At 74.1% G+C, this 20,462-nt stretch carries 17 protein-coding genes and 1 pseudogene; 11 read left to right on the forward strand and 7 right to left on the reverse strand.

Annotation, left to right across the window (positions count from 1 at the left end; all coding sequences use genetic code 11):
- Window positions 1–259: 259 nt before the first annotated feature.
- Window positions 260–1,606, forward strand: coding sequence for a hemolysin family protein (locus ASD33_RS07235; RefSeq protein ID WP_056555240.1), 1,347 nt, complete (start codon window positions 260–262; stop codon window positions 1,604–1,606).
- On the forward strand, window positions 1,603–2,622 hold the full coding sequence (locus ASD33_RS07240) for a hemolysin family protein (RefSeq protein ID WP_056555243.1): 1,020 nt from the start codon (window positions 1,603–1,605) through the stop codon (window positions 2,620–2,622). The genes ASD33_RS07235 and ASD33_RS07240 overlap by 4 nt, the downstream gene beginning before the upstream one ends.
- Before the next feature lie 64 nt (window positions 2,623–2,686).
- On the opposite strand, the gene ASD33_RS07245 is transcribed toward ASD33_RS07240, so the two are convergent.
- Complete coding sequence (locus tag ASD33_RS07245) at window positions 2,687–3,886, reverse strand: maleylpyruvate isomerase N-terminal domain-containing protein (protein WP_079044621.1); 1,200 nt, start codon at window positions 3,884–3,886, stop codon at window positions 2,687–2,689.
- Window positions 3,887–3,950: 64 nt separating this feature from the next.
- Between ASD33_RS07245 and ASD33_RS07250 the strand changes: the two genes are divergently transcribed.
- The 3 genes from ASD33_RS07250 to mug all read left to right on the forward strand — a co-directional run bounded on the left by ASD33_RS07250 (window position 3,951) and on the right by mug (window position 6,827).
- On the forward strand, window positions 3,951–4,733 hold the full coding sequence (locus tag ASD33_RS07250; RefSeq protein ID WP_056555246.1) for an SGNH/GDSL hydrolase family protein: 783 nt from the start codon (window positions 3,951–3,953) through the stop codon (window positions 4,731–4,733).
- Window positions 4,734–4,830: 97 nt separating this feature from the next.
- Entirely contained in the window at window positions 4,831–6,273 is a 1,443-nt protein-coding gene (purB, locus tag ASD33_RS07255) for an adenylosuccinate lyase (RefSeq protein ID WP_056555249.1), read from the forward strand.
- Between the two features lie 62 nt (window positions 6,274–6,335).
- Window positions 6,336–6,827, forward strand: a complete 492-nt coding sequence (gene mug / locus ASD33_RS07260) for a G/U mismatch-specific DNA glycosylase (RefSeq protein WP_056555252.1) — start codon at window positions 6,336–6,338, stop codon at window positions 6,825–6,827.
- 81 nt (window positions 6,828–6,908) lie between these two features.
- On the opposite strand, the gene ASD33_RS07265 is transcribed toward mug, so the two are convergent.
- On the reverse strand, window positions 6,909–7,316 hold the full coding sequence (locus tag ASD33_RS07265; RefSeq protein ID WP_056555255.1) for a hypothetical protein: 408 nt from the start codon (window positions 7,314–7,316) through the stop codon (window positions 6,909–6,911).
- A 207-nt stretch (window positions 7,317–7,523) separates the two neighbouring features.
- Between ASD33_RS07265 and ASD33_RS07270 the strand changes: the two genes are divergently transcribed.
- A complete protein-coding gene (locus ASD33_RS07270) occupies window positions 7,524–8,681 on the forward strand; it encodes an ROK family transcriptional regulator (protein ID WP_056555258.1) in 1,158 nt (385 codons plus the stop codon).
- 117 nt (window positions 8,682–8,798) lie between these two features.
- Here the strand turns inward: ASD33_RS07270 and ASD33_RS07275 are convergent, their stop codons facing one another.
- Entirely contained in the window at window positions 8,799–9,539 is a 741-nt protein-coding gene (locus ASD33_RS07275) for a GntR family transcriptional regulator (RefSeq protein WP_056555261.1), read from the reverse strand.
- Between the two features lie 297 nt (window positions 9,540–9,836).
- Window positions 9,837–10,748 (reverse strand): RNA polymerase sigma-70 factor, encoded by a 912-nt coding sequence (locus ASD33_RS07280; protein ID WP_107103641.1) that lies wholly within the window; start codon window positions 10,746–10,748, stop codon window positions 9,837–9,839.
- A 148-nt stretch (window positions 10,749–10,896) separates the two neighbouring features.
- On the opposite strand from ASD33_RS07280, the gene ASD33_RS33925 reads away from it, so the two are divergent.
- The gene (locus ASD33_RS33925; protein WP_079044624.1) at window positions 10,897–11,730 is read left to right on the forward strand and encodes an alpha/beta fold hydrolase; all 834 of its coding nucleotides are present in this window, start codon (window positions 10,897–10,899) and stop codon (window positions 11,728–11,730) included.
- A gap of 474 nt (window positions 11,731–12,204) precedes the next feature.
- On the opposite strand, the pseudogene ASD33_RS36105 reads toward ASD33_RS33925, so the two are convergent.
- A pseudogene (locus tag ASD33_RS36105) lies at window positions 12,205–12,609 on the reverse strand (EamA family transporter); the annotation flags it as partial.
- Between the two features lie 173 nt (window positions 12,610–12,782).
- Here ASD33_RS36105 and ASD33_RS07290 point away from each other — a divergent pair.
- Window positions 12,783–13,436: a M15 family metallopeptidase gene (locus ASD33_RS07290; RefSeq protein ID WP_056555266.1), complete on the forward strand. Its 654-nt coding sequence runs from the start codon at window positions 12,783–12,785 to the stop codon at window positions 13,434–13,436.
- Here the strand turns inward: ASD33_RS07290 and ASD33_RS07295 are convergent.
- Window positions 13,412–14,443, reverse strand: coding sequence for a helix-turn-helix domain-containing protein (locus ASD33_RS07295; protein ID WP_079044625.1), 1,032 nt, complete (start codon window positions 14,441–14,443; stop codon window positions 13,412–13,414). The two genes, ASD33_RS07290 and ASD33_RS07295, sit on opposite strands and share 25 nt — an antisense overlap.
- Window positions 14,444–14,554: 111 nt before the next feature.
- Here ASD33_RS07295 and ASD33_RS07300 point away from each other — a divergent pair, with 111 nt between their 5' ends.
- Window positions 14,555–15,586 carry a saccharopine dehydrogenase NADP-binding domain-containing protein gene (locus ASD33_RS07300; protein ID WP_056555269.1) on the forward strand — a complete coding sequence of 344 codons (1,032 nt, stop codon included), beginning with the start codon at window positions 14,555–14,557 and terminating at the stop codon, window positions 15,584–15,586.
- On the opposite strand, the gene ASD33_RS07305 is transcribed toward ASD33_RS07300, so the two are convergent.
- Window positions 15,477–16,949, reverse strand: a complete 1,473-nt coding sequence (locus ASD33_RS07305; protein ID WP_056555272.1) for a pentapeptide repeat-containing protein — start codon at window positions 16,947–16,949, stop codon at window positions 15,477–15,479. The genes ASD33_RS07300 and ASD33_RS07305 overlap by 110 nt on opposite strands.
- A 171-nt stretch (window positions 16,950–17,120) precedes the next feature.
- Here ASD33_RS07305 and ASD33_RS07310 point away from each other — a divergent pair, with 171 nt between their 5' ends.
- Together ASD33_RS07310 and ASD33_RS07315 are read left to right on the forward strand one after the other, a co-directional pair.
- A complete protein-coding gene (locus tag ASD33_RS07310; RefSeq protein WP_063991907.1) occupies window positions 17,121–18,623 on the forward strand; it encodes a PLP-dependent aminotransferase family protein in 1,503 nt (500 codons plus the stop codon).
- Between the two features lie 216 nt (window positions 18,624–18,839).
- A complete protein-coding gene (locus ASD33_RS07315; protein WP_056555275.1) occupies window positions 18,840–20,450 on the forward strand; it encodes an alkaline phosphatase D family protein in 1,611 nt (536 codons plus the stop codon).
- Window positions 20,451–20,462 lie beyond the last annotated feature (12 nt).

Below are 20,462 nucleotides of genomic sequence, written 5' to 3' on the forward strand. Positions count from 1 at the left end.
GCCGGGGGTGACCGGCACCGCGGCACCTGAAGCGAAGGGGATCGACACATGCAGCAAAGGGGTGATCACCACGCCGCTTTTGCCGATCCTTTACCATGGTCTCTCCACACGTCCCGACGACCGAAAGGTGTGAGCGTCCGCCCATGGGCGAGCCTCCCAGTAGTACGGATCCCCGTACCGGATCCGGAAGCACCGGCTCCAACAGTCGACACCGAGCGTTCCTCCTCCCCCTGGCTGATCATGGGACGGAGGTGAACCGATGACCGAAGTGCTTCTGCTCCTCCTGGCGCTCCTGCTCGCCGTGGCGTGCGGCGCCTTCGTCGCGGCCGAGTTCTCGCTGACCACGGTCGAGCGCGGCGAGCTCGAAGCCGCCGCCGGGCGCGGCGAGCGCGGCGCGGCCGGGGCCCTCAAGGCCGTCAGGTCGCTCACCTTCCAGCTCTCCGGCGCCCAGTTGGGCATCACCGTCACCAACCTGGTGGTCGGCATGCTCTCCGAGCCGTCGATCTCCAAGCTGATCCGCGGCCCGCTCGAAGACCTCGGCTTCTCCGAGTCCGTGGCCTCCTCGGTGGCACTGGTCCTGGGCACCGCCCTGTCGACCGTCGTCCTGATGGTCGTCGGCGAGCTGGTCCCGAAGAACTGGGCGATCTCCTCGCCGCTCGCGGTCGCGAAGGTCGTCGCCACCCCCCAGCGGGTGTTCACGGCCGCCTTCAAGCCGTTGATCAGCCATCTCAACAACACCGCCAACCGGGTCCTGCGCCGCCTCGGCATGGAGCCGACCGAGGAGCTGGCCTCCGCCCGCTCCCCGCAGGAGCTGGTGGCGCTCGCCCGGCACTCCGCCAAGGAGGGCGCCCTGGAGGCGGACACGGCCGAGCTGTTCGTCCGCACCCTCAACCTGGCCGAGCTGACCGCAGAGAACGTGATGACGCCCCGCGTCCAGGTCACCGCCCTGGAGGTGCAGGCCACCGCCGAGGACGTCGCCAACGCGACCCGCGCGACCGGCCTGTCCCGCTTCCCCGTCTACCGCGGCAACCTCGACTCGGTCGTCGGCATCGCGCACATCAAGGACGTGCTCGCCATACCGGCCGCGGAGCGCCCGCACCGCCGGATCGGGGAGCTGCTGCGCGAGCCGCTGCTCGTCCCCGAGACCCTCACCGTGGACCGTCTCCTGGACCGGCTGTCCGGGAAGCAGACGATGGCCGTGGTCATCGACGAGTACGGCGGCACGGCCGGGGTCGCGACCCTGGAGGACATCGTCGAGGAGGTCGTCGGCGAGGTCCGCGACGAGCACGACCCGCACGAGACGCCGGACCTGGCGCGGGCGGGCGAGGACGCGGACGGCCGCGAACTGTGGTCCGCGGACGGCGCCGCCCGTACCGACCAGGTGGGCGCGATCGGACTGCGCGTCCCGGACGGCCCGTACGAGACGCTCGCCGGTGTCCTCGCCCATGAGCTGGGCCGCATCCCGGCCGTCGGCGACAGCGTGGAGCTCGCCGGATGGCGGCTCGACGTCGTCGACTCCTCGGGCCGGCGCGCGGCGCGCGTGCTGCTGCACGCCCCCGCGCACGACACCGCGCACGAGAACGAGACCGGGGAGGCCGGCCGATGATCGCCGTCCAGCTGTTGATCGGCTTCCTCACCCTGGTCGTCAACGCCTTCTTCGTCGGCGCCGAGTTCGCCCTGATCTCGGTCCGCCGCAGCCAGATCGAGCCGCTGGCCGAGGCCGGGAACCGGCGGGCGCGCAGCGTCATCTGGGGCCTGGAGCACGTCTCCGCGATGCTCGCGGCGGCCCAGCTCGGCATCACGCTCTGCACCCTGGTGCTCGGCATCGTCGCCGAGCCGGCCATCGCGCACCTGCTCGAACCGGTCTTCGACGCGGTCGGCGTGCCGGAGGGCCTGGTCCACCCGATCTCGTTCGTGATCGCGCTGAGCGTGGCCACGTACCTGCACATGCTGCTGGGCGAGATGGTCCCGAAGAACATCGCGCTGGCCGAGCCCACGCGCACCGCGCTGCTCCTCGGCCCGCCGCTGGTGGGGCTCTCACGGGCGCTGCGGCCGGTGATCTTCGCGATCAACGCCTTCGCGAACGCGCTGCTCCGGCTGTTGCGGGTGGAGGTCAAGGACGAGGTCGCGGCGACCTTCTCGGACGACGAGCTGGCCCGGATGGTCACCGACGCCGGTGACGCCGGACTCCTCGACGACCGCGCCGCCGAGCGGCTGCACGACGCCCTGGAGCTGGGCCGGCGCCCGGTCCGGGACGTCGTGATGCCGGCGGAGAAGGTGGTGTACGCGCAGGTCGGCACCACTCCCGAGGAGCTGGAGGCGCTGGCGGCGCGGACGGGCTTCTCCCGTTTCCCCGTCGTCGACACCGACCACCGCATCCTGGGCTATCTGCACGTCAAGGACGCCCTGGACGTCACGCCGCGCGACCTGCCGTTCCCCGTGTCCGCGCTGCGGCCGATCGCCCGGGTCCGGGCGGCCACCCCGCTCGACGACGTCCTGACGGCGATGCGCCGCAGCCGGACCCATCTGGCGGCCGTCCTCGACGAGGACGGCAAGCCGGCCGGGCTCGTCACGATGGAAGACGTCCTGCGGGAACTGGTGGGCCGCCCGGCGGCGCCGTAACCGGACGACGCGGGACACGCACACGAGGGGCCCCGGAATCTCTTCCGGGGCCCCTCGGCGTGGGTCAGAGCGCGGTGGCCGCCAGCCAGGCGTCGAGCAGGTCCGCGTCCCCCGAACGGTCGAAGCGGGGGTCGTCGGCGGCGTATCTGCGGTGCAGGAGCAGCAGCAGGTCCCCCGTACCGCCCTCGACTTGCACGGCGGGCGCGCCCGGGTCGGTCCGCGGCCCGCGCGCCCAGGTGAAGCCGCCCCCGCCGAGGGTGAGCGTCCAGGCGGTGTCCGCGTCGCGGGCCGCGAGGCGGATGACGGCGCCGTCGCGGTCGAGCTGGGCGAGCGGTTCGGCGGTCCACGGTATGTACGGGAGGTCGGCGAGGAGGTGGTCGACGGCGTCGGCGGCCGTAAGGGGGTCGATCGGGCCCGGTTCCCCGCCGAGCGCGATCTCGGCGTCGGCGAGGTGCACCAGCGACTCGCGGAGCAGCCGGCGGGGGTAGGAGCGCACGCGCGGGTCCGCGCCGGGGGACCAGACAGGTCCGTCGGGGTCGGCGGCGCGGAGGGTCGCCGCGAAGGACCCGGCGCCGGTGACCAGCCAGTCGGGGTACGCGGCGGGCTCCGCCGGAAGGTCGAGCGGCACGTCCTCGGGCCGTACGCGCACGGTGGCCCGCGTCCACACCAGGTGCTCGGCCCAGCGGTGCCCGGCGCCCAGGTGCCGGGTGAGGTCCGCGAGCGTCCAGCCGGGGCAGGTGGGGACGGGGGTGGCGGGGTCGGCGCCCCGGACGGCGGCGGCGAAGCGCAGGGCGTGGGCGGCCACGGCGTCGCAGGCGGCGGCGTGGGGGTCGGTGCCGGGGGCGCCCGGGGAGTCGGGGCCGGGATCGACGGGGGTCGTCTCCGGGGAGGCGGGGTGGGCGCCGCCGGAGGTCGCACCCGGGAAGGCGCGGTGCAGGCCGGCAGAGGCCGTGCCCGGGGCGACGGGCCGGGGCACCACGTGAGAGGCGGCGTCCGGGGCGTCCGGCTCCCCCAGGCCGAAGGTCTCCGGGAGCAGGAGCAGCTCGTCCCGGTCGGGGCCCTCCGGCCGTCGCAGCGCCACCTCGCGGAACAGTCCGTCGAGGGCGCGCCGGTCGGCCGCCGGGAGTCCGGCGAGCGTGTGGCCGGTGCTCTCCAGCCATTTCACGGCGATGTCGGGGTCGAGGACCTCGTCGTCGCAGGTCGCCACCGCCGTCACCAGCTCGGCCAGGGCCTCGGCCAGTGCGCCCGTCAGCGCGTCGGTCATCGGGTCTCCCCTCCCGGGTCCTCCACGGCACCTCTCGCATACCGCGCGGTATGATCGCTCCGCCATGGAGATCAATGCCACGTACAACAGTCTCGTCGCCGTCGGCGACAGCTTCACCGAGGGTATGTCGGACCTGAAGCCCGACGGTTCCTACCGCGGCTGGGCGGACGTCCTCGCGGGCCGTCTCGCCTCCCGCGCCCCCGGCTTCCGCTACGCGAACCTCGCGGTGCGTGGGAAGCTCATCGGGCAGATCGTCGAGGAGCAAGTCGACCTGGCCGCAGGCATGAAGGCCGATGTGGTGACCCTGGTCGGCGGCCTCAACGACACCCTCCGCCCCAAGGTCGACATGGTCCGGGTGCGGGACCTCCTCACCGAGGCAGTGGAACGCCTCACACCGGCCTGCGGACAGCTGGTCCTGATGCGGAGCCCGGGCCGGAACGGCCCCGTCATGGAGCGCTTCCGCCCCCGGATGGAGGAGCTCTTCACCCATGTCGACGAGCTGGCCGCCCGGCACGGTGCCCTGGTCGTGGACCTGTACGGCGCCCCTTCGCTCGGGGACCAGCGGATGTGGGACGTGGACCGGCTCCATCTGACCGCCGACGGGCACCGGCGGGTCGCCGAGGCGGTGTGGCAGACCCTCGGCCTCCCGCCCGAGGAGGACTGGCGGACGCCGCTGCCCCCGTCGGCGCCGCCCGGCTGGGCGAGCAGGCGGGTCGCCGACGCCCGGTTCGCCCGGGAGCACCTGGGGCCGTGGATCGGCCGCCGGCTGACGGGCCGCTCGTCCGGGGACGGCCGGGCACCGAAGCGTCCCGAGCTGCTGCCGTACGAGCCTCCGGCCGTCCCGTAGCGGACGCGCCGGGCCCGCGGGTGACCTGCGTCTCGTAGCAAGCTCCATACGGGACCGTGGCGCTGGCCTGCAGAAACCGCCAGTAGAATCTGTCCACGTGACTGCTGTGACTGCGAAGCCCCGCATCCCCAACGTTCTGGCCGGCCGCTACGCCTCCGCGGAGCTCGCCGTCCTCTGGTCCCCCGAGCAGAAGGTGAAGCTGGAGCGTCAGCTCTGGCTCGCCGTGCTGCGTGCGCAGAAGGACCTCGGGATCGAGGTTCCGGAGGCCGCGCTCGCCGACTACGAGCGCGTGCTCGACCAGGTCGACCTCGGCTCCATCGCCGAGCGCGAGAAGGTCACCCGGCACGACGTGAAGGCCCGGATCGAGGAGTTCAACGCCCTCGCCGGCCACGAGCACGTCCACAAGGGCATGACCTCGCGCGACCTCACCGAGAACGTCGAGCAGCTGCAGATCCGGCTCTCCCTGGAGCTGATGCGGGACCGTACGGTCGCCGTCCTCGGCCGCCTCGGCAAGCTCTCCGCGGAGTACGCGGAGCTGGTCATGGCGGGTCGCTCGCACAACGTCGCCGCCCAGGCCACCACCCTCGGCAAGCGCTTCGCGACGGCGGCGGACGAGCTGCTCGTGGCGTACGGCCGCCTCGAGGAGCTGCTCGGCCGCTACCCGCTGCGCGGCATCAAGGGCCCGGTCGGCACCGCGCAGGACATGCTGGACCTGCTCGGCGGCGACGCCGGCAAGCTCGCCGACCTGGAGCAGCGGATCGCCGGTCACCTCGGCTTCGCCCACGCCTTCACCTCGGTCGGCCAGGTCTACCCGCGCTCGCTCGACTACGACGTGGTGACCTCGCTGGTGCAGCTGGCCGCCGCCCCGTCGTCGATCGCCAAGACGATCCGCCTGATGGCGGGCCACGAGCTGGTCACCGAGGGCTTCAAGCCCGGCCAGGTCGGTTCCTCGGCGATGCCGCACAAGATGAACACCCGCTCCTGCGAGCGCGTCAACGGCCTGATGGTCATCCTGCGCGGCTACGCGTCGATGACCGGCGAGCTGGCCGGTGACCAGTGGAACGAGGGCGACGTGTCCTGCTCCGTGGTCCGCCGGGTCGCGCTGCCCGACGCGTTCTTCGCGCTGGACGGCCTCCTGGAGACCTTCCTGACCGTGCTCGACGAGTTCGGCGCCTTCCCGGCCGTCGTCGCCCGCGAGCTCGACCGCTACCTGCCGTTCCTGGCGACCACCAAGGTCCTCATGGGCGCGGTGCGCGCGGGCGTCGGCCGCGAGGTCGCCCACGAGGCGATCAAGGAGAACGCGGTGGCCTCCGCCCTCGCGATGCGCGAGCAGGGCGCCGAGCGCAACGAGCTGCTCGACAAGCTGGCCGCCGACGAGCGCATCCCGCTGGACCGGGCGCAGCTCGACGAGCTGATGGCGGACAAGCTGTCCTTCACCGGTGCCGCCGCCGACCAGGTCGCGGCCGTCGTCGCACGCGTCGAGGACATCCTGAAGCAGCACCCCGAGGCCGCCGCCTACACCCCCGGCGCGATCCTCTGACCGGGACCCCCCGGTTCACCAAGGAGCAGCTGGAGGCCGCCCTCGACCGCGTCGTTCCCGACGTGGTCGCGGGCGGCCTTTCGGTGTTGTTCTGCGGGATCAACCCGGGTCTCATGACGGCGGCGACGGGCCACCACTTCGCCCGCCCCGGCAACCGCTTCTGGCCGGTGCTCCATCTGTCCGGGTTCACTCCGCGGCAGCTGCGGCCGGACGAGCAGGAGGAACTCCTTGCGTACGGCCTCGGGATCACGAACGTGGTGGCGCGGGCGACCGCGCGGGCCGACGAACTGACCCGTGAGGAGTTCCGCGAGGGCGGGCGGATCCTGTCCGCGAAGGTCGAGCGGCTGGCGCCGCGCTGGCTCGCGGTCGTCGGCGTCACCGCGTACCGCACGGCCTTCGACGAGCCGAAGGCCGTCATCGGGCCGCAGCGGCGGACGATCGGCACCACCCGGGTCTGGGCGCTGCCGAACCCGAGCGGTCTCAACGCGCACTGGACGGCGGCGACGATGGCCGAGGAGTACGCCCGGCTCCGGGAGGCCGCACAGGCCGCCTGACCGCTGTCCCGCCCGGGCCGCCCGGGTCCGTCCGGGTCCGTCCGACCGGGCCCGGTTGTCTCAGGGGCAGGTCGGGTCGTCTCAGGGCAGGTCGACGGTGGTCACCACGGCGAGGAGCTGGAAGGGCAGTTCCTTGTCCCACTGGGAGACGCCGAGGCCGATCCAGGCCCCGTCGACCCGCCACAGGACCAGGTCCGGGGTGTGGCAGCTGAGCGTGGACCAGGGCTCGGGTATCGACTCGCCCTCCATGCTCCGCTCCAGGACCGGGCCGAGGAGGAGTTCCCTCGGTTCGCCCCAGCGCCCGGTGAGGAGGACGGCGAGGCCGTCGCGTTCCGCTTGGTACTGGTCCTCGGCGATCTCCCGGCCCGTGCCGTCGTCCTCCCAGAACTCCTCGCTGGTCGCGAGTTCCGCCAGGTGGAACCCCGGCCCGCCGTCGAATCCGCGCGCGCGGAGCGAGTCGATCGCCGTGAGATGGTCTGCCGTGGTCATGGACCCAGTAAAGCGTCCACCACTGACAGTTGGCGCCGCGTCAGGTGCGGCGGGCGGTCGCGGGAGCGACGGCGGGGCGGCGCGCGCGGGGTGGGCGGCCGGGGCGCGGCCGGTGCGGGCCGGAGGCGGGGCGGGGGCGGCACTCGCCGCGACCGGGCCCATTGAGTACCATCCGCCGGAGAGGTGCACGAGCTGGGAGGACACACTGTGGGGCGGCTGACCGGCGGGGATCCGTCTCTGCTGCGGCGGATCAACTCCGCGGTGGTACTCCATGCCCTGAGGGGCGCCGACGCGCCGACGCTCACGGACCTGACCCGGATCACCGGCCTGTCGCGGCCCACGGTCGAGGGTGTCGTCGAGGGGCTCATGGAGGGTGGTCTCGTCGTCGAGGCGGCGCCCGAGGAGGGCGAGGCCCGGCGCCAGGGGCGCCCGGCGCGGAGGTTCCGCTTCCGCGCGGAGGCCGGTCATCTGCTCGGCATCGAGATCGGTCCGCACCGGGTGGCCGCACTGCTGTCCGGTCTGGACGGGCGGATCATCGGCGCCGGTGCGCGCGAGGTGTCGGAGTCGGCGCCCGAGGACGAGCGCCTCGACCGGGTGCGTACGGTCGTGGCCGACGTGCTGCGCAGGGCCGGGGTCGCCCGGTCCAATCTGCGGGCCGTCGGCGTCGGCACCCCCGGCATCGTGGAGGCCGACGGCACGGTCCGGCTCGGCACGGCGCTGCCGGGCTGGACGGGTCTCGCGCTGGGCGAGCGGCTGCGGCGCTCCTTCCGCTGCCCGGTGATCGTGGAGAACGACGCGAACGCGGCGGCCGTCGCCGAGCACTGGAAGGGTGCCGCGACCGACTCCGACGACATCGTGTTCGTGCTCGCGGGGCTGAGCCCGGGGGCCGGTTCGCTGATCGGCGGCCGGCTGCACCGCGGTTTCGGCGGTGCGGCCGGCGAGATCGGCGCCCTGCACCTGCTCGGCCGGGGCGTCACCCCCGAGCATCTGCTCTCGACCACCGACGAGCCCTTGCACCCGCTGGACGAGCAGGCGGTCGCGGAGGTCTTCGCGCTGGCCAAGAAGGGCGACGCGCGGGCCGAGGCGGCGGTGGAGCGGTTCATCCAGCGCCTCGTGCACGACGTGGCGGCGCTGGTCCTGGCGATCGACCCCGAGCTGGTGGTGGTCGGCGGCTGGGCGGCCGGTCTGGACGGTGTGCTCCAGCCGCTCCGGGAGGAGCTGGCACGGTTCTGCCTGCGGCCGCCGCGGGTGGTGCTGTCCCTGCTCGGCGAGGCCGCGGTGGGCACCGGCGCACTACGGCTCGCCCTCGACCACGTCGAGGAGCAGCTCTTCGCCGTCGACGGCACGGTGACGGCCCGCCGCTAGCAGGTCCGTACGACGACACGGTGACGGCCTGCCGCCGGCGGTTCCGTACGACGACACGGTGACGGCCCGCCGCCAGGGGTTCCTGGTGGCGGGCCGTCGGCCGGTGTTCGTGGGGTGTTACGAGGCCATGACCAGGTCGACCGAGTCACCGAAGGTCAGGCGGCAGGTGTCGGCGCGGTAGGTCGCCACGGAGACGGCGGCGGTACGCCCTCCGGAGAGGTAGCGGGTCGTCACCACGAGCACGGGCGCACCGGGCAGTCGGTCGAGTTCCTTTGCGTCGTCGGCGCGGGCGGAGCCCAGTTCCACCGAGCGGTCCTGGCCGTCGAGCGCGAGGTGCTGGAGTTCGCGCAGCACGGCGCGGGCGCGGGCCGGTCCCGCGGGCGCGTCGATGGCGCTGAGGCCGGGCACGGAGCCTTCGGGCACGTAGAGCAGCTCGGCCGCGACGGGCTGGCCCTGGCTGACGCGGAGGCGGCGCACGATGTGCACCCGCTCCTCGGCGCCGCTCTCCAGGACGCGCGCGACGGCGGCCGGGGCCACGTCGGCCGCGGAGTCCAGGGCCTCCCAGGCCTCGTCTCCGACGCCCGGCCAGGCGTGCTGGGTGGTGGAGACGTCCACGCCGACGCGCGGCGGGGCGACCGTGGTGCCGACGCCGCGACGGCGCTGCAGTCGGCCTTCCAGCTCCAGCTGCTCCAGGGCCTGCCGGAGCGTGGCACGGGCGACGCCGAAGCGGGCCGCCAGCTCGCGCTCGTTGGGCAGGATCTCCCCGACGGCGAAGTCCGAGTCGAGCGCTTCGCCGATCACTGTCTTGAGGTGCTGATACTTCGGTTCCGGTACCGATGCCAGCTGCGTGGTCCCCACCCTGATCCTCCGCAATTCGCCGTGTCCCGCGGCGTTTTTCCGCGCCCTTGTTTATTAAAGGTTCCTGCACTAACTCTGCGACCATAAGGCGAGCCACCCCCTTGGTCAAGACCAATCCTCCGCCGAACGCCCCCGAATGTGACCCTCTGACCTAGATCGTTCACAGGACGTTCGCGCCCCCGTGTGCCCCGCGCAGCAAAAGGCCCCGCCTCCCGGGGTGGGAGGCGGGGCGAGTTCCGGCCGATCGGCGCGATCCGGTCGGTGGGGGCGTGGGAGCGCCCTGTGGTGCGCCGAGCGTCAGAGTCCGGCGGCGTCCTCGGCGTCCGAGGGGTCGGCCAGGCCCTGGAGCTTGTCGGGGTTGCGGATGATGTAGACGCACTGGACGCGGCCGTCGCGGACCTCGATCTGGACGAGGGTGTCGACCCGTCCGCCGTCGAGGGCGAGCAGCGCCGGGGCACCGTTGATCTCGGCGAAGCGCAGCTCGAAGCGCTCCTCGGCCCGGAACGAGGTGGCGGCGAGGAAGCGGCCCACCTTGTCGGCGCTCTCCACGATCCGCAGCGGCGTCTTGGCCTTGCCGCCCGCGTCGCCGACGAGGCGCACGTCCGGGGCGAGCAGGGCGAGGAGTCCGCCGAGGTCGCCGCCCGCGGCGGCGGCCAGGAAGCGTTCGGTGAGGTCGCGGCGTTCGACCGGGTCGACGTCGTAGCGGGGCCTGCCCTCGTCGACGTGGCGCCGGGCGCGCCCCGCGAGCTGGCGCACGGCCGCCTCGGAGCGGTCGAGGGCGGTGGCGATCTCCGCGAACGGGAAGCCGAAGGCCTCGCGCAGCACGAACACGGCCCGCTCCAGGGGAGAGAGCGATTCGAGGACGACCAGGACGGCGAGGGACACGGAGTCGGCCAGCAGGGCCCGCTCGGCGGTGTCGGGGGCGGACGGGCCGAAGTCGGTGACGACCGGCTCGGGCAGCCACGGTCCGACGTAGGACTCGCGGCGCACCTGCGCCTGCCGGAGGCGGTCGATGGCGAGCCGCGTCGTGATGCGTACGAGGAAGGCACGGGGCTCGCGGACGTCCGCCCGGTCCTCGGCGGTCCAGCGCAGCCACGCCTCCTGGACGACGTCCTCCGCGTCGGCGGCGCGGCCGAGCATCCGGTAGGCGACGCCGAGGAGCATCGGGCGGTGTTCCTCGAAGAGTTCGGTCAGGGTGTCGGTCGGAATCTCGGTGTGCACCGGTCCATCCCAGCCCACCGGGGGCGCTCTGTCCAGGCCGGTCCGGACAGTTTCGGGCGGGGGCTTGAACTCCAGGCTACTCATCGGTAATTCTCGTTGACTGGACGTCTGATGAGCTTCAGGACAGGGAGTCCGCATGCCCGCACGGATCACGTTCCCGATCGAGACCCCGGCGGGCCCCCGCACGGCGGCCCTCATGTACGAGCGCCGGGGCGCGGGCGAGCCGCTGCTGCTCCTGCACGGCATCGGGCACCACTGGCAGGCCTGGGAACCCGTCCTGGACGTCCTGGCGGCCGACCGGGACGTGATCGCCGTCGACCTGCCGGGCTTCGGCGCCTCCGACGCGCTGCCCGAGGGGTGCCCGTACGACCTGCCCACCGTCGTGGGCGTGCTCGCCGCCTTCTGCGAGGCCGTCGGCGTCGAGCGCCCGCACGTGGCGGGGAACTCGCTCGGCGGACTGCTCGCCCTGCGGCTCGGCCGGGAGAAGCTGGTGCGCTCGGTCACCGCCCTCTCCCCCGCCGGCTTCTGGTCGGAGGGCGAGCGGCGGTACGCCTTCACGACGCTGCGCGCGATGCGGGGCGCGGCCCGCTCGCTGCCGGTGCCGGTGATCGAGCGCCTCTCCCGTACGTCCGCCGGGCGCTCGGTGCTCACCAGCACCATCTACGCGCGCCCGGGGCGCCGTTCACCCGAGGCCGCCCGTGCCGAGACGCTCGCGCTGCGCGGCGCCACCGGCTTCCGGCAGACCCTGGCCGCCGGCGGGAACGTGCGGTTCCGTGAGGACGTCACCTCGGTACCGGTCACCGTGGCCTGGGGCAGCCGCGACCGGCTGCTCCTCCCCCGGCAGGGTGTCCGCGCCAAGCACACCATCCCCGGCGCGCGGCTCGTCCGGCTGCCCGGCTGCGGCCACGTGCCCATGAACGACGACCCGGCTCTCGTCGCGCGGGTGATCCTGGACGGCAGCGCCGGCTGAGGCGCGCCGCCGTGCGAAGAGGCCGGTGCCGACGGCGGCGCCGGCCCCCACCAGGAGGCTGCCCGCCGCCTGCGGGAGGCCGAAGGACCCACCCCCGACCATGACGGCGCTCAGGGCGGCGGCGATCGGGATGGCTCCGGTGAAGAGGGTGGCCCGCTCCATGCCGACGCGCTGGACGCCCATGTAGAACAGGACGAAGCCGACCACCGTCGCGAGGGCCGCCTGCCAGACCAGGGCGCCGGTCTCCACCGCCGTCGGCATCCGGACGAATCCGGCACCGTCGACGACCAGCCCCACGAGGGCCGCCTCGACGGCGCCGACCCCGCAGACGGCGGCCGTGAGCAGCTTAGGCCCGAGCAGCCGGAGCACCGGGACGGCGAGGACCGTGAAGCCGACCTCGCCCGCGAGCGCGGCCACCGACCAGCCGATGCCGGCCGGGTCCGTCCGCCCCCAGCCCTGTACGGCGAAGGCACCGGCGGCGACGAGGAGCGCCCCGTACAGCACGGCGGGGGCGGGCCTGCGTCCCTCGGTCAGCGGGACCAGGACGGCGACGACGACGGGGGCGCAGCCGACCAGGACGCCGGGCACGGCGGGTTCGGCGGTCCGCTCGGCGGCGAGGACCGCCAGGTTGAAGCCGACCATGCCGACCCCCGCGAGGGCCCCGAGCCGGAGCCAGTGACGGGCGGTCAGGACCCGCAGCGGGGCGAGCCCGCCGCGCCCGAGCAGGGGGAGCAGGAGCAGACAGGCGGCTCCGTAGCGCAGTGCCTGGCCACCGGCGTACGGATAGGCGCCGAGCAGGCTGTTCGCGGTGAAGGAGGCACCGACGAGGGCGTAGGCGAGGGTCACCAGGAGGACCCCGCGCAGGGCGTTGGCGTTCATGACTCCGACGCTAGGAACGGCGGCGGCCCCGGTGAAGGTCCACTTCCGTCACGCCATCGGGGACCACTTCGGACCGGCTCTGTCGTGGGTACGCGCCGCCCCCTGGTCCGACGGGCGGGGTCCGGGGGGGGATCGGGTCCGGCGGGCCGGATGCCCTGCGGCATGATCGGGTCATGACCAAGATCGTGCTGATGTCGGACCCGCGGGTGGCCGCCGTACCCGTCGCCGAGTGCGGTGAGCGCCTCGTGGACGTCCGTCGTGGTGGTGCGCTGCTGGTGGACACCCGTAAGCAGGACCCGGCGGACGCCTTCGCGTACCTGCGGGAAGGCGTGCTGGACCGGTTGGTCGAGGCGCAGGCGAAGCTGCCGCGGGGTCTGCGGCTGCTGTTCGTCGAGGGGTACCGGCCGCCTTCGCTCCAGCGGGAGTACTTCGAGGAGTACGCCGGTCAGCTGCGGGCCGCCCACCCCGACTGGTCCGGTGCGCGGATCCACTCGGCGGCCAGCCGGTACGTGTCGCCGCCCGACATCGCCCCGCACAGCGCCGGCGCGGCCGTGGACCTCACCCTGGCCGACGCCGACGGCCATGAGCTGGACCTGGGCACGCGCATGAACGCGGACCCGGAGGAGAGCGGGGGCGCCTGCTACACCGACGCCGCCGGCATCGGCGAGGAGGCCCGCGCGCACCGCGAACTCCTGGGCTCCGTGCTCACGGCCGCGGGACTGGTGAACTACCCCACGGAGTGGTGGCACTGGTCCTTCGGGGACCGCTACTGGGCCCTGGCGACGGGAGCCGCCGCGGCCCTCTACGGCCCGAAGGAGATCGGCTGATCCGGGAGTTCGCCGCCGGCCGGAACGCTCCCCGGGTCCGCCTGCGCCAGGTGCGCGCCGGACGGGCCGGTGCGGGTGCGGAAGGTGCGGCGGTAGGTGTCGGGGGGCACGCCCACCGTGCGGTGGAAGTGGCGCCGTAGCGTCGCGGCCGTGCCCATGCCGGTGGCGGCCGCGACGGACTCGACGCTGTCGTCGGTGGACTCCAGCAGCTCCTGCGCGTGCCGGATGCGCTGGATCAGCAGCCACTGCAGCGGGGTGGTGCCGGTGACCGCCCGGAAGTGGCGGCCCAGGTGGCGCGAGCTCATCCCCGCCCGGCGGGCCAGGTCCTCCACGGTCAGCGGCTGCTCCAGCCGTTCGATGGCCCAGGGCAGCAGCGCCGCGAGCGGGTGGTCGTCCCGGACGGGCACCGGGGCCGTGACGAACTGGGCCTGGCCGCCCGCGCGGTGCGGCGGTACGACCAGGCTGCGCGCGATCGTGTTGGCGACCGCGGAGCCGTGGTCGAGCCGGACCAGGTGCAGGCACAGGTCCATCGCGGCGGCCTTGCCCGCGGAGGTGAGGACGCTGCCGTCGTCGACGTAGAGCACGTCCGGATCGACCTCCACCCGGGGATGACGGGCCGCCAGCGCCTCGGTGTGGGCCCAGTGCGTGGTCGCCCGCCGGCCGTCCAGGAGCCCGGCGGCGGCCAGCACGAACGCGCCCGTGCAGAGGGACGCCACCCGCGCGCCCGCCTCGTGGGCCGCGCGCACCGCGTCGACCAGTTCGCCGGGCGGGTCCTCGTCGGCGTCGGCGAGCGCGGGGACGATCACCGTGCCGGCCCGTGCCAGCAGGTCGAAGCCGCCGTCGGGGTCGAGCCGGAACCGTCCGACGCGCACGGCGTCCGCTCCGCACAGGGCGACGTCGTACCAGGGGTCCGGTGCCCCGGCGGGGGCGGTGCCGAAGACCTCGTACGCCACGGACAGCTCGAAGTGACGCATTCCCTCGGTGACGGCCAGCGCGACGGTGTTCACGTCCGGAATTGTACGCAGCACGTCGTTCCGGACACTCGTCGGGGACGCCCGGCGGCGCCAGGATGATCACGACGGAATCGTTCGGGAACAGCGCGAGTACAGGGAGAAGTCATGGAATCGGGACGCACGGTGACGGTGTTCGGCGCCTACGGGCACACCGGGCGGTTCGTGGTCGCGGAACTGCTCGACCGGGGGTTCGTCCCGGTCCTCTCCGGCCGGGACGCGGACAGCCTCCGGAGCCTGGCGGAGTCCCGTCCGGGGCTCGACGTGCGGCCCGCGTCGGTCGACGACCCGGCCTCCCTCGACCGCGCGCTGGCCGGTGCGGCGGCCGTGATCAACTGCGCGGGGCCCTTCGCGGCGACCGGCGCCCCCGTGATCGAGGCCGCGCTGCGTGCCGGAATCCCGTACGTGGACGTGGCGGCCGAGATCGAGGCCAACGTCGACACGTTCGCGGCGTTCTCGGACCGGGCCCGGGCGGCGGGAACGGTGATCGTGCCCGCGATGGCCTTCTACGGCGGCCTCGGCGATCTGCTCGCCACCGCGGCGATGGGCGACTGGACCTCGGCCGACGAGGCCCATGTCGCGTACGGGCTGAGCAGTTGGCACCCCACGGCCGGGACGCTCGCCGCGGGCAAGGTCTCCCGGGAGCGGCGCGACGGCCGGCACGTCCGCTACACCGGCGGGCGGCTGGAGTACCACGACGACGCGTTCTCGGTCCTGGAGTGGCCCTTCCCCGCCCCGATGGGCGCGCGGCCGGTCATCGGGGAGTTCACCATGGCCGACGTCGTGACCATCCCCAGCCATCTGGCGGTCCCCGAGGTCCGCACGTACATGGCGGTCGACGCCGCCCAGGACCTGTCGGCACCGGACGCCTCGGCGCCGGCCGCGGTGGACGGGCGCGGCCGGTCCGCGCAGACCTTCCTCGTGGACGTCGTGGTGCGTTCCGGGGACACGGAACGGCGGGCCGTCGCCACCGGCCAGGACATCTACGCCGTCACCGCGCCCCTCGCGGTGGAGGCGGTCGACCGGATCCTCACCGGCCGGACGAGGACGACCGGTGTCGCGTCGGCGGGCGAGATCTTCGACGCCCGGGACTTCCTCGGGGCGCTGTCCGCGCACCTCTCCGTCGAGCTGAACCCGTAAGGGGAGTCCGGACGCGGGCGGGCGGGGCGCGCGGGTGGGCGGGGCGCGCGGGTGGGGCGCGCGGATGGGTCAGGGGTGGGGCGGGGCGGAGGGGAGCCCGCGGGTGCCGCAGATCGGCGCGGGTCAGGTCGGCCCCGCGCAGGTCCACGCGGGTGAGATTCGCGCTCTCCGAGACGGTGCCGGCGACGACCCTCGCCTGCAGGGACGGGTCGGCGGCGCTGAACCGGGCGCCCCGCAGACGGGCACCGACCAGGGACGCACCGGTCAGGTCCGCGTCGGCCAGGATCGCGTCCACCAGGGCGGCCCCGGTCAGGTTCGCCCCGGTGAGGTCCGCGTCCCAGAGCACCGCACCGGTCAGATCGGAGGACTTCACGGGCAGGGGAGTGTCCGTCGCCCCCAGGAACGTCCCCCGCAGGACGGCGCCGCTGAGGTCCGCCCCGGCGAGGTTCGTCTCCAGGACGTTCGCGTCGGTCAGGTCCGCCAGGCCCAGATCGGCCTCGCGGAGGTCGACGCGCAGGAGTTGTGCCTCCCGCAGGGAGGCCTCGGCGACGAACGCGCTCCGCAGGTCCACCCCCGACAGCTCGGCGTGGCGCAGGTCCGCGCCTTCGAGGTTCACGTACGAGAACGGTGCACGCGTACGGGGGAACGCGCCGCCCTCGGGGATCTTCGCGATCTCCCTGAAGTTCCAGGTGGAGAGGGCGAGTCCGCGGAGGTCCGCCCGGTTCCAGTCGACCTGCGCGTCGCCGTCGTGCCGGGCCGATCGGTGGGCCAGGACGTTCACGACGGCGGCGACGTCGGTGGACGGGCGGCGGGGCTCGGCCGCCGCGCGAGCCACGGGCGCGGGTGCCTCGGCCGGGGCCGGTGCCTGCGCGGGTGCCTCCGCCGGTTCCTTCGCGAAGCCGGTCGGCGGGACGCTCGCGTGGCGCCGTACGTACGCCGAGAGGACCAGGACGATCCTGGGCTGGTCGCGCGGGGAGTCCTGCATGATGCGCTGGAGGGCGTAGATGCCGCCGAAGCGGACGTCCAGCGACGGGGACCCGAGGTTGCCGATCGCGTCGTTGAACCGGCTCGTGAGCTGAGCTTGTTCGGTGACCCGCACCTCCCGCCAGGTGAAGAGCAGCGCCACCAGGGCGGCGAGACCGGGCAGGACGGCGACCAGGAGTACGGGCCACTGGGAGCGGCCGGAGGGGGCGGGGGCGGTGGTGCTGGGGGCGGTGGCTCCGGAGTCGTTGCTTCCACCGGTCCCCGTTCCGGCGGAGTCGTCGGCGTCCTCGCGGCGGCGCCGCAGCCGAAACCGCCGTCGCCGGGCCCCGTTCGGGTCTCCGATCCGGGCCTGCCGTCCGCCGGGCGTGCGTCCCTTCACCCGTCCATGGCAGTCGACGGGCCCCGCGACGGCCGGACGCCACACCGCCGGTACACCCGATCGACGAAGCGGCCGCTCCCGTCCGCCCTCGTGTCCCGGACCGGCATCATGGACCCCGGCCGGAACGCCGACGAGCGGACCGGGAGCGGGACGGCGGAGGGGGCCGACGACATGACGAGCCACGGGCAGATGGCCTGGGAACTGCTGCTGCCGGCCGTGGGGGCACCGGCGCGGCGGCGCGGCAGGGCCCTTCAGGAGGCGCTGCGCGAGGCGGTGCGCTCCGGGCGGCTCGCGGCCGGGACCCGGCTGCCGTCCACCCGTGAACTCGCGGCCGACCTGGGTGTCTCCCGGGGGCTCGTCACGGAGGCGTACGAGCAGCTCACCGCCGAGGGGTACCTGCGCAGCGGCCGGGGTTCGGGCACCTGGGTGGGTGACGCGGCGCGGGGCCGGATCGCCGTACGGGCCGGGGAGACCGACGGGGGCCCCGGAAACGCCGACGGTACACGCGCGCGTGGCGGCGGGGTTCCGGACCCGGGTACGCACGCGCGTGGCGCCCGTGGGACGGCGCACGCGGTGCCGGACGTCCGGGTGGACTTCCGTCCCGGGACACCCGACCTGTCGCTCTTCCCCAGGGCCGCCTGGGCGGCGGCGCAGCGCGCCGTCCTGGCGCGGCTCCCCCATCCGTCGCTGGGATATCCGGACCCCCGGGGTCTGCCCGAGCTGCGGGAGGCACTGGCCGGGATGCTGACCAGGCGGCGGGGCGTGGTGGCGGACCCTGAGCGGCTGGTGGTCTGTTCGGGGGTGGCGCAGGCGTCGACGCTGCTCGGGTTCGTGCTGCGCGCGCGGGGGCTCGACGCGGTCGGCGTGGAGGACCCGGGCAGCCCGGAGCACGGGCGGCTGTTCGCCTCGACCGGCCTGGACACGGTGTGGCTGCCGCTCGACGAGGAGGGGCTGCGGCCGGACGCGCTCTCCGCGTCGGGGGTGCGGGCGGTCGTCGTGACGCCCTCGCACCAGTTCCCGTCCGGGATCAGCTGGTCGGCGGAGCGCCGCGCCGTGCTGCTCGACTGGGCGCGGGAGGTCGACGGGTACGTCCTGGAGGACGACTACGACGGCGACTTCCGGTACGACCGGGCGCCCGTCGGCGCGCTCCAGGGCCTCGATCCGGAGCGGGTCGTGTACGCGGGTTCGGTCAGCAAATCGCTCGCACCCGGTCTGCGGCTCGGCTGGATGCTCGTCCCCGAGGCGCTCCTCGACGAGGTCGTCGAGCGCAAGCGGACGATGGACCTCGGCAACCCGGTGCTCGATCAGGCGGTGCTGGCCGAGCTCGTGACGCGGGGCGGCTACGACCGCCAGCTGCGCCGCTGTCAGCGCGCCTACCGGGAGCGGCGGGACGCCCTCCTCACCGCGCTCGCGGAGCACCTGCCGGGCACGCGGGTGAGCGGCATCGCGGCCGGACTGCACGTCATCGCGCGCGTACCGGGGCGTTTCGGCCCCCCGGAGCAGTTCCTGGCACGGGCGGCGGAGGCCGGGGTGGCACTGCGGCCCCTGGAGGAGTACGGCACGACACGACCCACGGACGGGGACGTACGCCTGGTCATCGGCTACGCGCACCTGGCGCCGTCGGCGGTGGAGAAGGGCATCCGGCTGGTGGCGGAGGCGGTCGGGGGCGGGTGAGGAACGGGTACGGGCCCGGCGTGCACCATCGGCCCGTACGGCAAGACACGCGCGCGTGGGTCCGGCCCCGCACGACCGGCCCGTACTCCGCCACATGCCCGAGGCCCTGCGCCGCGGTCGATCTGTTCACGCGGGGTTCGTGTGCGCGCCGTTCCCGGGCGTTAGGCATGGGGCGACGCTCCGCCCCCGCCCGGACCCCGCCTCGGAGGCCCTTTCATGTCCCTTCCCGTACCCGGCAGTTCCCCCGCCACCGGCCCCTCCCTCTCCCCCGCCCGCCGCAACGTGCTGCGCGGCTCGCTGGCCGCGTCCGCCGCGCTCGCCCTCGGCGGAGCCCTTCCGGCGGCCCCGGCGTTCGCGCTGTCGGGGCGGCCCCGCGCCGAGTGGGGTGTGCAGACGGGTGACGTCACGACCTCGTCGGGGCTGGTGTGGGTGCGTTCGGACCGCCCGGCGCGGATGCTCGTCGAGACCTCGGCGACCGACTCGTTCCGGCGGGTGCGCCGTCACCACGGGCCGCTGATCGGCGCGGGCACGGACTTCACCGGCACCACCGCGCTGCGCGGCCTGCCGGCCGGGGAGCAGGTCCACTACCGCGTGACGCTCGTCGACCCCGACGACCCGCGCCGGTCGGGCGAACCGGTCCTGGGCACCTTCCGGACCGCTCCCGAGCGCCGCAGGGACGGCGTCCGCTTCCTGTGGTCGGGTGACATCGCGGGGCAGGGCTGGGGCATCAACCCGGACATCGGCGGCTTCCGCGCGTACGAGGAGATGCGCCGTCTCGACCCGGACTTCTTCCTGTGCAGCGGCGACTCGATCTACGCCGACGGCGTCATCCAGCCGAGCGTCACCCTGCCCGACGGGCGGATCTGGCGGAACGTCACGACGCCTGAGAAGTCGAAGGTCGCGGAGACCCTCGACGACTACCGGGGCAACTTCCGGTACAACCTGCTCGACCACAACGTCCGGGCGTTCAACGCCCAGGTGCCGTCGGTGGTGCAGTGGGACGACCACGAGGTGCGCAACAACTGGTACCCGGGGCAGATCCTGGACGACGCGCGCTACACGGAGAAGGACGTGGACGTCCTCGCCTCGCGCGCGCTGCGCGCCTTCGGCGAGTACACGCCGGTCTCCACGCTCCACGCGCGCGGAGACGGGCGCAAGGGCCGGATGCACCGCGTGGTCCGGTACGGGCCGCTGCTCGACGTGTTCGTGCTCGACATGCGCTCGTACCGGAACGCCAACTCGCCGGGCCGGCAGGCCGACGACACCACCGGAATCCTCGGCGCCGAGCAGTTGGCCTGGCTGAAGCGGGAACTGGCCGCGTCCACCGCCGTGTGGAAGGTGCTCGCCGCGGACATGCCGCTCGGTCTGGTCGTGACGGACGGCGCGGCGAACTTCGAGGCCGTGGCGCAGGGCGACCCCGGCGCCCCGCTCGGCCGGGAGCTCCAGATCGCGGAGCTGCTGCGGTTCGTCAAGCACCGGCGGATCACCGGCACACTGTGGCTGACGGCGGACGTGCACTACACCTCGGCGCAGCACTACGCGCCGGAGCGGGCGGCGTTCCAGGACTTCGCGCCGTTCTGGGAGTTCGTCTCGGGGCCGCTCGCGGCGGGCGGCTTCCCGGCGAACGCGCTGGACGCGACCTTCGGTCCGGAGCGGGTGTTCGTCCGGGCGCCGGAGCGGGCGAACGTGTCGCCGATGGAGAGCCCGCAGTACTTCGGCGAGGTCGACATCGACGGCCACAGCGGGGAGCTGACCGTGCGTCTGCGGGCCGAGGGCGGGACGGTGCTGTTCAGCAAGGTCCTCCAGCCGGGCCGCGTCGGACAGTAACGCCTGGTCAGG

It is taken from the genome of Streptomyces sp. Root1304, assembly GCF_001426405.1.
In the GTDB taxonomy this organism is placed as follows: domain Bacteria; phylum Actinomycetota; class Actinomycetes; order Streptomycetales; family Streptomycetaceae; genus Streptomyces.

Excerpts from the sequence above, each read along its gene's own strand:
- ASD33_RS07235 (WP_056555240.1), top strand. The coding sequence starts at position 260 with ATGACCGAAGTGCTTCTGCTCCTCCTGGCGCTCCTGCTCGCCGTGGCG.
- ASD33_RS07240 (WP_056555243.1), top strand. The coding sequence starts at position 1,603 with ATGATCGCCGTCCAGCTGTTGATCGGCTTCCTCACCCTGGTCGTCAAC.
- ASD33_RS07245 (WP_079044621.1), bottom strand. The coding sequence starts at position 3,886 with ATGACCGACGCGCTGACGGGCGCACTGGCCGAGGCCCTGGCCGAGCTG.
- ASD33_RS07250 (WP_056555246.1), top strand. The coding sequence starts at position 3,951 with ATGGAGATCAATGCCACGTACAACAGTCTCGTCGCCGTCGGCGACAGC.
- ASD33_RS07265 (WP_056555255.1), bottom strand. The coding sequence starts at position 7,316 with ATGACCACGGCAGACCATCTCACGGCGATCGACTCGCTCCGCGCGCGC.
- ASD33_RS33925 (WP_079044624.1), top strand. The coding sequence starts at position 10,897 with ATGCCCGCACGGATCACGTTCCCGATCGAGACCCCGGCGGGCCCCCGC.
- ASD33_RS07290 (WP_056555266.1), top strand. The coding sequence starts at position 12,783 with ATGACCAAGATCGTGCTGATGTCGGACCCGCGGGTGGCCGCCGTACCC.
- ASD33_RS07300 (WP_056555269.1), top strand. The coding sequence starts at position 14,555 with ATGGAATCGGGACGCACGGTGACGGTGTTCGGCGCCTACGGGCACACC.
- ASD33_RS07310 (WP_063991907.1), top strand. The coding sequence starts at position 17,121 with ATGACGAGCCACGGGCAGATGGCCTGGGAACTGCTGCTGCCGGCCGTG.
- ASD33_RS07315 (WP_056555275.1), top strand. The coding sequence starts at position 18,840 with ATGTCCCTTCCCGTACCCGGCAGTTCCCCCGCCACCGGCCCCTCCCTC.